This is a genomic window from Streptomyces lomondensis (assembly GCF_014651035.1).
Lineage (GTDB): Bacteria > Actinomycetota > Actinomycetes > Streptomycetales > Streptomycetaceae > Streptomyces > Streptomyces lomondensis.
Genome location: NZ_BMWC01000002.1, coordinates 812,376 through 825,194 on the forward strand (window position 1 = coordinate 812,376; position 12,819 = coordinate 825,194).

Here is a 12,819-nt window from a genome sequence, read left to right on the forward strand (position 1 = left end):
TGTCCTGGCCCCTCCCCCTCTCCCTCTACGAACCCCCTACGAACCCCCCGCGACATCCCTCGCCGCGATGTACCCGAACGTCATCGCCGGCCCGATCGTCGACCCCGCGCCCGCATAGCTGTGGCCCATCACCGCCGCGCTCGCGTTGCCCGCGGCGTACAGGCCCGGGATCGCCGAGCCGTCCTCGCGCAGCACGCGGGCGCGGGCGTCCGTGCGGAGGCCGCCCTTGGTGCCGAGGTCGCCGGGGACGATGCGGAAGGCGTGGTAGGGCGGGAGCCAGAGAGGGGCCAGGCAGGAGTTGGGGAGGACCGACGGGTCCGTGTAGTAGTGGTCGTAGGCGCTGTCGCCGCGCTGGTGGTCGAGGTCCTCGCCGCGCAGGGCGAGCGTGTTGAAGCGGTCGACCGTGGTGCGCAGGGCGGCCGGAGGGACGCCGATCGACGCGGCCAGGGCGTCCAGGGTCCAGGCCTGGTGCGCGGCGCCGGAGTCGTACCACTCGGCGGGCAGCGGCAGCGTCGGGGCGATGTCCTTGAAGAGGTACCGGTTGCGGTAGTTCTGGTCGACGATCAGCCAGGACGGGATCGCCGGGTCCGTGCCGTGGACGTCGTACATGGTGTGGACGACGTCGCCGTAGGGGGCGGCCTCGTTGACGAAGCGCCGGCCCGAGGCGTTGACCAGGAGCCCGCCGGGCAGCGTGCGTTCGGCGAGGCAGAAGTACGGCCGGCCGGGGAGCGGGATCGCCGGGCCCCACCACGCGTCGTCCATCAGGTCGAGGGCCGCGCCGAGGCGTTCCCCCGCCCGGATGCCGTCGCCGGTGTTCTCCTTGGCGCCGACCGTCCAGTCCGTGCCGATGGGCTGCCGCTGGAAGCGTTCGCGCATCGCCGCGTTGTGCTCGAAGCCGCCGGAGCCGACGATCACGCCCCGGCGGGCGCGGACCAGGCCGGGGGTGCCGTCGCGGGTGACGACGGCACCGGTGACGGTGCCGTTCTCGACGTGCAGGTCCGTCAGAGGGGTGTTCAGCCACACCGGCACCCCGGCGGAGGCGAGCCCCGCGCGCAGGCCCGCCGCCAGGGCCTGGCCCATGGTCAGGGGCTTCTGCCCGAGTGCCGCCGCCTTCGCGCCCCGCGCGAGGCACTGGGCGGCGACCGCGGCGCCCCGGGCGTTCACGGCGGCCAGGGCGAGCCACTTGTAGTCGGCGCCGAAGACGACCATGCCGGCGGGGACGTCCATGTACGGCGGGTTCAGACGGGCCAGTTCGGCGCCGAGGACCGTGCCGTCGAGCTGGTCGGGTTCGATGGAGCGGCCGTTCGGGAGGCCGCCGGGCAGCTCGGGGTAGTAGTCGCTGTAGCCCTCCATCCAGCGGAAGCGCAGGGGGCTGTGGGCCATGACGAGGGAGATCGCCGCCGGGCCGTGGGTGAGGAAGGCGCGCTGCCGGTCGGCGGGGACGTCCGGGCCGACGACCGCGGCGAGGTAGGCGGCGGCCTTGGCGGGGGTGTCCGGGACGCCGGCCGCCAGGATCACCGGGTTGTTCGGGATCCAGATCCCGGCGCCGGAGCGGGCGGCCGACCCGCCGAAGGTCGGCGCCTTCTCCAGGACGACGCAGCTCAGGCCGTGCCGCGCCGCGGTCAGCGCGGCGGTCATCCCGGCGGCGCCGGACCCGATGACGACGACGTCGTACGTGCCGAGCGGGCGTAAGTCGGCGGCGTGGGCGCCCTGCCGGACTCCCGCGGCGACCGCGAGCCCGGCCCCGGCGGCACCGGCCAGCAGTCGTCTTCGGGACGGGGCTCCGGAGGTCTCCGCGGGGTTCGTGCCTGTGGTCATGGCGACTCCAGCCCGGCTCGGGAACGTGAGAGGGGTGGGGAATGTCGCGCGGGGGTCTTGTGAAGTCAAGGCCCTTGTCCGGGTGGAGCCGGCCCGGCCTACTCCAGGCCGATCGCCGCGCAGTCCGCCTTGTACTTCGGGGTGCAGATGTCCTTCACGGTGTACACGCCGTCCGTGATCACCGTCTCCTTGATGTTGTCCTTGGTGAGGGCGACCACCGGCACGAGCATCGCCGGGATGTTCTTCTGCGTGGGGCTGTCGACCGTCTCCCGGGTCAGCGCGGCGAACTCGATCGAGCGGCCCTGGACCTTCGCCACGGCGATCTTCGCGGCGTTGGTCGCCTCCAGCAGGAAGGACTTGTACACGGTCATGTACTGCTCCCCCGACACGACCCGCTGCACGGCGTCCAGGTTCGCGTCCTGCCCGGTCACCGGGGGCAGCTTGGTGGCGCCCGCCTCCTCCAGTGCCTCGATGACGGCGCCCGCCATGCCGTCGTTGGCCGAGTAGACGGCGTCGATGTTGTCCAGCCCGACGGTCTTGATCGCCTTCTCCATGTTCGCCTTGGCGATCGCGGGCTTCCACTCCTTGGTGTCGTACTGCTGGACGATGTCGACCTGGCCCTGGAGTTCGCCGAGCGCGCCGCTCTTGAAGCGTGCCGTGTTGGGGTCGGCGGGGTCGCCGTTCATCATGACGACCTTGCTGTTCTGGGCCTTCTCGCCGAGTTCCCCGAGGATGGCGCGGGCCTGTACCTGCCCGACGAGTTCGTTGTCGTGGGAGACGTAGGCGTCGATCGGGCCCTCGGCGAGCCGGTCGTAGGCGACGACCGGGATGCCGGCGTCCTTGGCCTTCCGCACGTCCGGGGCGATGGCCTTGGAGTTCAGCGCGTCGACGAGGATGACGTCCACCCTGTCCTCGATCATCTGCCGGAACTGTCGGCTCTGTCTGGAGACGCTCGCCTGGGCGTTGGCGTAGCGGACCTTGCCCTTGTTCTCGGTGAGGGAGGCGATCTCCTGCTTGATGAGCGGGTAGTCGAACTTCTCGAAGCGGGCCGTGTCCCGGTCGGGCAGCAGCAGGCCGACCGTGATGTCGTTGCCCTTCTTCACGGTGGCGTCGTCACTCCCGCCGTCACCGCACGCGGCGAGGGACAGGGCCGACACGGAGACCGCCAGGGCTATCGCGACGGGGCGCACAGCGGTCCGACGGGTGTTACGCGCTTTCACTGGTGGTGCCTTCCGTGGGGGAGCATCGCGACGAGGTGGCTGAAAGCCAAGGGGCAGACACCTTGCGCCGTCAAGAACCGCGTGTGAAGACCTCGCAAAGGTGCCTCACCGCGCGTACAGCCCCTCCACCTCCGCCGCGTACGTGCGCAGGACCGCCTCGCGGCGGAGTTTCATCGACGGGGTCAGGTGGCCCGCCTCCTCGGTGAAGTCCTCGGGGAGGATGGCGAAGCGGCGGATGGACTCGGGGCGGGAGACCATCTTGTTGGCCTCGTCGACGGCGCGTTGGAGGACGGCGCGGAGTTCCTCGTCGTCGAGGAGGAGTCGGGGCGGGACGGGGTGTTTGCCGTTCATGCGGCGCCAGTGGCTGACGCCGGCCTCGTCGAGGGTGATCAGCGCGGAGACGTAGGGGCGGCCGTCGCCCAGGACGAGGCACTGGGAGATCAGCGGGTGGGCGCGCAGCCAGTTCTCCAGGGGCGCCGGGGCGACGGACTTGCCGCCCGCGGTGATCAGCATTTCCTTCTTGCGGCCGGTGATGGTCAGGTAGCCCTCGTCGTCCAGTTCGCCGATGTCGCCGGTGGCGAGCCAGCCGTCGGGGGCGGCGGGGACGACGCCGCCGGCCTGGGGGTCCCAGTAGCCGCGCAGGACGTGGTCGCCGGCGACGAGGATCTCGCCGTCGGCGGCGATGCGCACGCGGGTGCCGGGCAGCGGCCAGCCGACCGTGCCCAGGCGGGGTTTGAGGGGCGGGGTGACGGTCGACGCGCCGGTGGTCTCCGTCAGTCCGTAGCCCTCGAAGATCTCGATGCCGGCGCCAGCGTAGAAGGCGGCGAGGCGGCGGCCGAGGGGTGAGCCGCCGCAGATGGCGTAGCGGACCCTGCCGCCCATGGCGTTGCGGATGCGGCGGTAGACGAGCGGGTCGTAGAAGACGCGGGCGGCCTTGAGGGCGCGGGAGGGGCCGGGGCCCGTGCCGGTCTGCCGGGCCTCCATCGCCTCGCCGTAGCGCCGCGCCACCGACACCGCGCGGTCGAACGAGGTCACCCGGCCGCCCGCCTCGGCCTTGGCGCGGGCGGAGTTGAAGACCTTCTCCAGCATGTACGGGATGGCCAGCAGGCAGGTCGGCCGGAAGCTCGCCAGGTCCGGCAGCAGGTGCTCGGCCTTGATGCTCGGCGCGTGCCCCAGCCGGACCCGGGCCCGGACGCAGGCGATCGCCACCATGCGGCCGAAGACGTGGGACATGGGCAGGAACAGCAGGACGGAGGCCTCTTCGCTGGTCCTGGCCCGGAAGACGGGGTAGAGCAGCTCGATGGCGTTGTCGACCTCGGCCAAGAAGTTGCCGTGGGTGAGCGCGCAGCCCTTGGGGCGGCCCGTGGTGCCCGAGGTGTAGACGAGGGTGGCGAGGGTGTCGGGGCCGAGCATGCCGCGCCGCACCTCCACCTCCGGGTCGGTCAGATGCGCGCCGGCCTCCGCGAGCCGGTCCACGTGGCCCTTCTCCACGACCCACACGTGCTTGAGGTCGGGCAGCCGCTCCCGCTCCGGGCCGAGGGCGGCGGCCTGCCCGGCCGTCTCGGTGACCAGGGCGACCGCGCCGGAGTCCTGGAGGATCCAGCGGGCCTGGAAGACGGAGGACGTGGGGTAGACGGGGACGGTGACCAGGCCGGCCGCCCACGCGGCGAAGTCCAGGACCGTCCACTCGTAGATCGTCCGGGCCATCACCGCGATCCGGTCGCCCGGCATCAGCCCCTCGGCGATCATTCCCTTCGCCACGGCCATCACCTGGCCGGCGAACTGGGCCGCCGTGACGTCGCTCCAGCGCCCGTCGGCGTCCTTGCGGCTGAGCGCCACGGCGCCCGGGTCCGCGCCCGCGTTGTCGAACGGCAGGTCGGCGAGCGACCCGTGCGTCCACGGCGGCGCCAGCGGCGGCACGGACGCCTCCCGCACGACCCCGTCCAGGCGCCGGACCTCGGGCGCGACCAGCACCGGTCCGCCGTACACGTCGCCGTAGGCGGAGGAGGGATACGCAGTGGACACGGGCGGCTCCTGGGGCGTGCAGCGCTGACTGCTTGCTGCATGACGTACGTGCCTCGCACGCCGAGGCGCTCAACCGGCTGAACCCCCAGAAAGGGGTTGGTGACGGCAGGAAGGGGATCGTACGGCGCTCACGTGGCGGGTTTGTGCGGGTTCGGGGATGGTCCGGAGCCGGGCCTGTGCATTCTCGGGGGTTATGTGAGGGTCTTTCAGGTTCGGTTCACCGGGGCGCTCAGGCCCGCTCCAGGACGGCCGTCACCCCCTGTCCGCCCGCAGCGCACACGGAGATCAACCCCCGGGCGGGCGCGTCCCGTTCGGCCAGCAGCTTGGCCAGCGTGGCGACGATCCGGGCGCCGGTGGCGGCGAAGGGGTGGCCGGTGGCGAGGGAGGAGCCGGCGACGTTCAGCCGGGCGCGGTCCACCGTGCCGAGCCCCCGCTTCTCCCAGGCGGCGAGCGTCGCCAGCACCTGGGAGGCGAACGCCTCATGGATCTCGACGAGGTCGAAGTCGGCCAGGCCCAGCCCGGCCCGCTCCAGCAGGCGCGGGACCGCGTACGCCGGTGCCATGAGCAGCCCGTCCTCGCCACCGGCGACATCGCCGCCCACGAAGTCGACGGCCGCCGTCTCGTACGCCGTGAGGTACGCCAGCGGCTCCAGGCCGCGTTCCCGGGCCCACTCCTCGCTCGCCAGCAGGACGGTCGCGGCACCGTCCGTCAGCGGCGTCGAGTTCCCCGCCGTCATCGTGGGGTCGGGGTGGTCGAGCCCGAACACCGGCTTCAGCGTGGCGAGTTTCTCCACGGTCGAGCCGGGGCGCAGGTTCTGGTCGCGGGCGAGGCCCCGGAAGGGGACCACCAGGTCCTGGAAGAAGCCGCGTTCGTACGCCCCCGCCAGCCGCTGGTGGCTGGTCGCGGCCAGTTCGTCCTGGGCCTCGCGGCCGATGCCCCAGGCGCGGGCCGTGACGGCGGCGTGCTCGCCCATGGACAGTCCGGTGCGCGGCTCGGCGTTGCGCGGGATGTCGGGGACGAGGTGGCCCGGGCGCACCTTCGCCAAGGCCTTCACGCGCGCACCCAGCGACTTCGCCCGGCGGGCCTCCAGCAGGACGCGGCGCAGGGTGTCGTTGACGCCCAGGGGCGCGTCGCTGGCCGTGTCGGCGCCGCCCGCGATCGCCGAGTCGGTCTGGCCGAGGGCGATCTTGTTGGCGGCGGCGATGACGGCCTGGAGGCCGGTGCCGCAGGCCTGCTGGATGTCGTAGGCGGGGGTGCGCGGGTGGAGCTTGGAGCCGAGGACGGTCTCGCGGGCGAGGTTGAAGTCGCGGCTGTGCTTGAGGACCGCGCCGGCGACGAACTCCCCGACCGCGCCCGGCTCCTTCAGGCCGTACCGCTCGACGAGGCCGTCCAGGGCGGCGGTGAGCATCTGCTGGTTGGAGGCGGTGGCGTACGGGCCGTCGGAGCGGGCGAAGGGGATGCGCGCTCCGCCGATGACCGCCACGCGCCGCACCGACATCTCCTGGGGGCTCATCTCGACCTGCTCCTCGCCTGTGACGTAGCCTTACCTCCGGTAACCTTACTCCAGAGTAAGCAAATGCGAACAGTCATCCGAGCCGGGAGTCGCCATGGCCGACCGCTATCTGAGCTTCACCGGTACCGCGCCGGGCCGTTTCCTCACCCGACGGCTCGGTCTGCCGCAGCCCGCGGCCCTGGTCCGCTGGTCCCCCGAGCGGCCCGCCCTGGCCGGCGGCCTGCGCCACCTCACGGCCGGCACCTCCGGCCTGGACCTGCCGCCGGTCCTCGCCCGTACGGGCATCGGCCCGGCCGGCTCCGACCGGGCCGCCGCCGTCGTCCTGGACGCGACCGGGGTCCGGGACGTCGAGGGACTGGCCGAGGTCCACGCCGCCCTGCATCCCGTCGTACGGTCGATCGCCGCGAGCGGCCGCGTGGTCGTGCTCGGCGCCCCGCTCGACCCCGCCGACCACCACCAGGCGGCGGCCCAGCAGGCCCTGGAGGGCTTCACGCGCTCGCTCGGCAAGGAGATCGGCCGGGGCAGGACCGTGAACCTGGTCCGGCTCACGGACGCCTCGGCGGCCGAGTCCACGCTCCGGTTCCTGCTCTCGCCCAAGTCCGCGTACGTGAGCGGGCAGGTGATCGAGGTGGGACCGCCCCAGGAGACCACCACCCCCGTCGACTGGGCCCGCCCGCTCACCGGCCGCACCGCCCTCGTCACCGGCGCCGCCCGCGGTATCGGCGAGGCCGTCGCCGAGACGCTCGCCCGGGAGGGTGCCCGGGTCGTCGTCCTCGACGTGCCGCAGGCCGGGCAGGACGCCCGGCGCGTCGCCGACCGGCTCGGCGGCACCGCCCTGCTCCTCGACATCACCGCCGCCGACGCGGGCGCGCGGATCGCCGAGGCCCTGCCGGACGGCCTGGACCTGCTGATCCACAACGCGGGCATCACCCGCGACCGGCGGCTGGTGAACATGCCGGCCGAGCGCTGGATCTCCGTGCTGGAAGTGAACCTGGCGAGTGTGCTGCGCACGACGGACGCCCTGCTGAAGGCCGGGACGCTGAAGCGCGGCGGCTCGATCGTCGCCACCGCCTCCATCGCGGGCCTGGCCGGCAACGCGGGCCAGACCAACTACGGGGCCAGCAAGGCGGGCGTCGTCGGCCTGGTCCGCTCCCTCGCGCCGCGCGCCCTCGCGGAGCACGGCGTGACGGTCAACGCGGTCGCGCCAGGCTTCATCGAGACGAAGATGACGGCCGCGATCCCGCTGTTCATCCGCGAGGCGGGCCGCCGCATGAACTCCCTCGCCCAGGGCGGCCTCCCGGTCGACGTCGCCGAGACCACCGCCTGGCTCGCGCACCCGGCCTCGGGCGCCGTCAACGGCCAGATCGTCCGCGTCTGCGGCCAGAGTCTGCTGGGTGCCTGATGACCGACACCGCGCTCGTCCTCACCGCGTCCCCCTCCCTCGCCCCGCTCCTCGCCCGTGGCGCCCTGCTGTCCCCCTTCAAACGCCCGTCCCCCGACGCGGAGTTCCCCCGCACCCGGCTCGTCCTGCCCGGTCTGCGCGTCGACCTCGCGCGGCTGGCGGCGTACGAGCGGGTCTGCGGGTTCCCGACCGGAGCGGACGCGCTGCCGCTGACCTATCCGCACGTTCTGGGATTCCCCCTGGCCATGCGGCTGATGAGCGGCCGGGACTTCCCGCTGCCGCTGCTCGGCCTCGTCCACACGTCGATCACGATCACGCGGCACGCGCCGCTGCCGGCGACGGGCACCTACGAACTCTCCGTCCACGTCGAGGAGTTGGCCCCCCACCGCCGCGGCACCCAGGCCACGGTCGTCACCGAGGTGCGCGGCACCGGGGACGTCGTATGGGAGTCGAAGAGCACGTACCTGGCCCGGCACCGCACGGAACGCCCCAGCGAGGCGCCCGTCAAGGAGATACGCAAGCCGCTGCCCGCGGTCGCCGAGTGGCGGCTCGCCGGGGATGTCGGGCGGCGCTATGCAGCCGCCTCCGGGGACCGCAACCCGATCCACCTCCACCCGCTCACCGCCCGGCTGTTCGGCTTCCCCCGGGCGATCGCGCACGGCATGTGGACGGTGGCCCGCTGCCTCGCCGCGCACGGCACGCCGGACTCCTGCCATGTACGGGCGGACTTCAAGGCACCGGTGCTGCTGCCCGGGACGGTGACGTACGCGGCACAGGACGGCCGGTTCGAACTGCGCGGCCGGGAGGACCGGCTCCACCTGACGGGGGACGTCTACCCCACCTGAGCGTCCGGCTGCTCCTCCGGGGGTGACCAGGGCCGGTCCGCCATGAGGTCGCCGAGTCCGGCCCAGGCGAAGTTCATCATCGTGGCCGCGGCTTGGCGGGCCGTGACGCCCGGGGTGGCGTTGGCCCAGGCGGCGAGCGACTCGGCGGCGCCGACCAGGGCCGCGGCGAGCCCGGCGACCTCGCGCTCCGGCAGATCGGGGTCGCGGTGGGCCTCGCGGGCCCCGGCGAGGATCAGCTGCGTCACGAACGCGACGATCTCCTCGCGCATCGCGGCGACCTCGGCGGCGAACGGCTCGCCGTGCGTACGGGCCTGGAGGTGCAGGACCGACCAGGCGTCCGGGTTCTCGGCGGTGTGCGCGAAGAACGCGCCGAGACCCTCCCACAGTTGCCGGTCGGCGGGCAGGTCGCGGCGGACGCCGGCCCGTACCGCCTCGACGAGGGCCCCCGCCTCCCGGCGGATGCAGGCCGTGAAGAGGTCTTCCTTCGAGTTCAGGTACAGGTAGACCAACGGCTTGGAGACGCCCGCGAGTTCGGCTATCTCGTCCATCGACGCGGCCATGTAGCCGCGTTGGCCGAAGATCCGCACGGCGGCGTCCAGCATCTGCTGTTCACGGACCGCACGCGGCATCCGCTTCGTCTTCACGGCACCCATACCGCTTAGCGTACGGTCCCCCCGGCCGGCCCTCGGCCGGGAAACCCGCCGAGGAGCGGCCAGGGGCCGTCGTTGCGTCAGGCCGCGGCGGGCACCTGCTCGGGCCGCGTGTCCCGCGGCTCGTCCAGGGAGGAGCCGTCGGCCGTGGCGTAGGCGTCACGGTCGAGCAGGTTCTCGCGGGCCGAGACCAGAACCGGGATCAGCGCCTGCCCGGCGACGTTGGTCGCGGTGCGGATCATGTCCAGGATCGGGTCGATCGCGAGGAGCAGGCCCACGCCCTCCATCGGCAGGCCGAGGGTGGACAGGGTCAGGGTCAGCATGACCGTCGCGCCGGTGAGGCCGGCCGTGGCGGCGGAGCCGACCACCGAGACGAACGCGATCAGCAGGTAGTCGCCGACGCCCAGCCGGATGTCGAAGATCTGGGCGACGAAGATCGCGGCGATCGCCGGGTAGATCGCGGCGCAGCCGTCCATCTTGGTCGTCGCGCCGAACGGCACCGCGAAGGACGCGTACTCCTTCGGCACACCGAGCCGCTCGGTGACCTTCTGGGTCAGCGGCATGGTGCCCACGGAGGAGCGGGAGACGAAGGCCAGCTGGATCGCGGGCCAGGCGCCCTTGAAGAACTGGACCGGGTTGACCTTGGCGACGAGCGCGAGCAGCGTCGGGTAGACGCCGAACAGCACGATGAGGCAGCCGACGTAGATGTCGGCGGTGAACGTCGCGTACTTGCCGATCAGGTCCCAGCCGTAGGTGGCGATGGCGTAGCCGATGAGGCCGATCGTGCCGATCGGGGCGAGCCGGATGACCCACCACAGCGCCTTCTGGAGCAGCTCCAGGACGGATTCGCTGAGGGCGAGGATCGGCTGGGCCTTCTCGCCGAGCTGGAGGGCGGCGATACCGGCGACGGCGGCCATGAAGACGATCTGGAGGACGTTCAGCTCGGTGAAGGGCGTGATGACGTCCGTCGGCACGATGCCGGTCAGGAAGTCGATCCAGGAGCCGGTGTCCTCGGGCTTCGCGCCGTCCTTGGGCGTGAGGCCGGTACCGGCACCGGGGTTGGTCACCAGGCCGATGACGAGACCGATGCTCACCGCGATCAGCGAGGTGATCATGAACCACAGGAGGGTCCGCGAGGCCAGGCGGGCCGCGTTGTTGACCTTCCGCAGGTTGGTGATCGACACCAGGATCGCGAAGAAGACGAGCGGGGCGACGGCGAGCTTCAGCAGCCCGATGAAGGTGTCACCGACCTTCTCCAGGGTCGTGACCAGCCAGGACAGATCCTGGCCACGGGCGAGCCACCCGAGCAGCACACCGAGGACGAGACCGGCGATGATCTGGGCCCAGAAGGGCACCTTGAAGAATTTCAGGCGTGAGGACACGGACTGACTCCGTTGGGGGACGCGTAGGGAGAACTGACGTGGGAGACGACGGGGGTTGCGTGACGTCAGGGACGACAGAAAGCGGACGCGCACCGACAGAGATCCACGTGCAGACGCGCCACGAGCGGAACGCTCCGGGGCGGAAGAGACGCGACTGCTGACTTCATAGCATCGACCTTAACACCTGAGCTTTGAGGACCTCAAAGCCTGGCTTTGATAGGTGACGACCCACACACACCCATACAAGGCAAAGCGCCCCGTTTCCGCGCATGTGCGGAAACGGGGCGCTGTACGCCGGTGAGGTGAGCTACGAGGTCTGCCCCTGAGCCCGGGCGGTGTCGTCGGCCACGTCCTCCTGGCTGCGGTTGGCCTCCAGGTTGGCCTTCATCCGGTCGACCCGCTGCACGATCTGCACGGAGGCCCGGTCCCGCTCCTTGCGCAGGACGACGAAGCTGATCGGCGCGGAGATCAGCAGGGCGAGCAGGACGACCCACAGGCCGTTGCTCTCGCCGAGGCCGCGCGGGGCGAGGCCGGAGTAGACGGCGCCCCAGACGACCACGAGGCAGCCCACGAAGATCCCGAGGCGCATCAGCGTGTAGCGGAGCATCTCAATCCACTCTTCCGGTTCGAACGGCCAGAACGTACCCAAAGGGGCACCGTCCAGTGAAGCACGCCGGACGGCCGATCTTGCAGCGGGGTCAGTTCAGCGGGAGGAGCATGATCACGTCATCGCGGTCGTCGCCCGGCCCCACCCGGATGGCGCCCGGGATCCGGCCTACCTCCTTGTAGCCGCACGACTCGTAGAACCGCTCCAGCCCGAGTCCGCCCCGGCAGGTCAGCCGGATCGCCTCGATCCCGTCGATCCCCCGGGCGGCGTCCGCCGCCGCGGCCAGCAGATCGCGGCCGTACCCCTTGCCCTGGTGGCGCGGATGCACCATCACCGTGTACAGCCACAGCCAGTGCGTCATCAGATGGTGCGTGTTGAACGTCAGGAACGCGGTCGCCGCGACCCGCCCCTCCTCGTCGTGCCCGACGAGGAGTCTGACCTGCCCCTCGGACATCGACGCGAAGTGCTTGAGCAGCCAGGGACGAATGTCCTCCCGCGTCACCGGCGGCACGAATCCGACGGCTCCGCCCGCGTTGGAGACATCGGCCCACAGGTCGAGGATGCCGTCACGCAGCTCGGGGGTGACAGCGGGATCGAGCGTGAAGGTAAGGGGCATGCAGGGATTGTAACTATTACCCCAACGCCCGCGCCGCCACTTTCAGATCCGAGACCAGCCCCTGGTACGCCGCCTCCCGGTCGTCGGCCCGCAGCACCGCCGACGGATGCACGGTCGGCACCAGCCGCTCGGGCCGCCCGTGGATCTCCTCCTCCAGCACTGTGCCACGCACCTGCGAAACCCGGAACGAGGACCCGAGCAGCGCCTTCCCGGCGGTGGCCCCCAGCACGACGATCAACTCCGGCTCCACGACCGCCAGCTCCGCGGCCAGCCAGGGCCCGCACGCGGTCATCTCCCGCAGGTTCGGCGCCTTGTGGATCCGCCGCTTCCGGGGCTCGGCCTGCGTGAACTTGAAGTGCTTCACAGCATTGGTGACATAGGCCTCGTCAGGATCGATCCCCGCCTCTTCGAGGGCCCGGTCCAGCAGCCGCCCGGCCGGCCCGACGAACGGCTTCCCCTGCCGATCCTCCTGATCCCCGGGCTGCTCCCCCACGAGCATGACCCGGGCATCCTGACGGCCTTCCCCGAACACGGTCTGGGTGGCGTCCCGGTGCAACGGACAGCCCCGGCAGTCGGCAGCGGCCCGCCGCAGAGCAGCAAGCCCACCCCGCTCAGGAACAAACGGTTCAGCGGTATAGGCATCCTCAGGCGCCTTGGTGCCAACCATGCCCTCCGGGTACCCCACCCAGGGGCGCGGGACCCTGTCGATATGCGGCTCCGCCGCGTGGGCGCGACCAGCCC

12 protein-coding genes are annotated in these 12,819 nt (G+C 71.9%); 2 read left to right on the plus strand and 10 right to left on the minus strand.

Annotated elements, in window-relative coordinates; translation table 11 throughout:
* Nucleotides 1-36 precede the first annotated feature (36 nt).
* The 4 genes from kstD to IE255_RS11170 all read right to left on the minus strand — a co-directional run bounded on the left by kstD (nucleotide 37) and on the right by IE255_RS11170 (nucleotide 6,576).
* Entirely contained in the window at nucleotides 37-1,818 is a 1,782-nt protein-coding gene (kstD, locus tag IE255_RS11155; RefSeq protein ID WP_190050001.1) for a 3-oxosteroid 1-dehydrogenase, read from the minus strand.
* Nucleotides 1,819-1,916: 98 nt separating this feature from the next.
* Nucleotides 1,917-3,008 (minus strand): sugar ABC transporter substrate-binding protein, encoded by a 1,092-nt coding sequence (locus IE255_RS11160; protein WP_190050002.1) that lies wholly within the window; start codon nucleotides 3,006-3,008, stop codon nucleotides 1,917-1,919.
* 135 nt (nucleotides 3,009-3,143) lie between these two features.
* Entirely contained in the window at nucleotides 3,144-5,063 is a 1,920-nt protein-coding gene (locus IE255_RS11165; protein ID WP_190050003.1) for an AMP-dependent synthetase/ligase, read from the minus strand.
* Between the two features lie 229 nt (nucleotides 5,064-5,292).
* Nucleotides 5,293-6,576 (minus strand): acetyl-CoA C-acetyltransferase, encoded by a 1,284-nt coding sequence (locus IE255_RS11170; RefSeq protein ID WP_190050004.1) that lies wholly within the window; start codon nucleotides 6,574-6,576, stop codon nucleotides 5,293-5,295.
* 94 nt (nucleotides 6,577-6,670) lie between these two features.
* On the opposite strand from IE255_RS11170, the gene IE255_RS11175 reads away from it, so the two are divergent.
* Nucleotides 6,671-7,978: a 3-oxoacyl-ACP reductase gene (locus tag IE255_RS11175; protein ID WP_190050005.1), complete on the plus strand. Its 1,308-nt coding sequence runs from the start codon at nucleotides 6,671-6,673 to the stop codon at nucleotides 7,976-7,978.
* Nucleotides 7,978-8,823, plus strand: a complete 846-nt coding sequence (locus IE255_RS11180; RefSeq protein WP_190050006.1) for a MaoC family dehydratase — start codon at nucleotides 7,978-7,980, stop codon at nucleotides 8,821-8,823. The genes IE255_RS11175 and IE255_RS11180 overlap by 1 nt, the downstream gene beginning before the upstream one ends.
* Here the strand turns inward: IE255_RS11180 and IE255_RS11185 are convergent.
* From IE255_RS11185 to IE255_RS11205, 6 genes are all read right to left on the minus strand, one after another.
* Nucleotides 8,811-9,476, minus strand: a complete 666-nt coding sequence (locus tag IE255_RS11185; RefSeq protein ID WP_190050007.1) for a TetR/AcrR family transcriptional regulator — start codon at nucleotides 9,474-9,476, stop codon at nucleotides 8,811-8,813. The genes IE255_RS11180 and IE255_RS11185 overlap by 13 nt on opposite strands.
* 77 nt (nucleotides 9,477-9,553) lie before the next feature.
* Entirely contained in the window at nucleotides 9,554-10,855 is a 1,302-nt protein-coding gene (locus tag IE255_RS11190) for a dicarboxylate/amino acid:cation symporter (RefSeq protein WP_190050008.1), read from the minus strand.
* Between the two features lie 65 nt (nucleotides 10,856-10,920).
* Nucleotides 10,921-11,022 (minus strand): putative leader peptide, encoded by a 102-nt coding sequence (locus IE255_RS40345; protein ID WP_372487606.1) that lies wholly within the window; start codon nucleotides 11,020-11,022, stop codon nucleotides 10,921-10,923.
* 140 nt (nucleotides 11,023-11,162) lie between these two features.
* Complete coding sequence (locus IE255_RS11195) at nucleotides 11,163-11,462, minus strand: DUF4229 domain-containing protein (RefSeq protein WP_190050009.1); 300 nt, start codon at nucleotides 11,460-11,462, stop codon at nucleotides 11,163-11,165.
* A 91-nt stretch (nucleotides 11,463-11,553) separates the two neighbouring features.
* Nucleotides 11,554-12,078, minus strand: coding sequence for a GNAT family N-acetyltransferase (locus tag IE255_RS11200; protein WP_190050010.1), 525 nt, complete (start codon nucleotides 12,076-12,078; stop codon nucleotides 11,554-11,556).
* Nucleotides 12,079-12,094: 16 nt separating this feature from the next.
* The gene (locus IE255_RS11205) at nucleotides 12,095-12,745 is read right to left on the minus strand and encodes a UdgX family uracil-DNA binding protein (protein ID WP_190050011.1); all 651 of its coding nucleotides are present in this window, start codon (nucleotides 12,743-12,745) and stop codon (nucleotides 12,095-12,097) included.
* Between the last annotated feature and the right edge of the window lie 74 nt (nucleotides 12,746-12,819).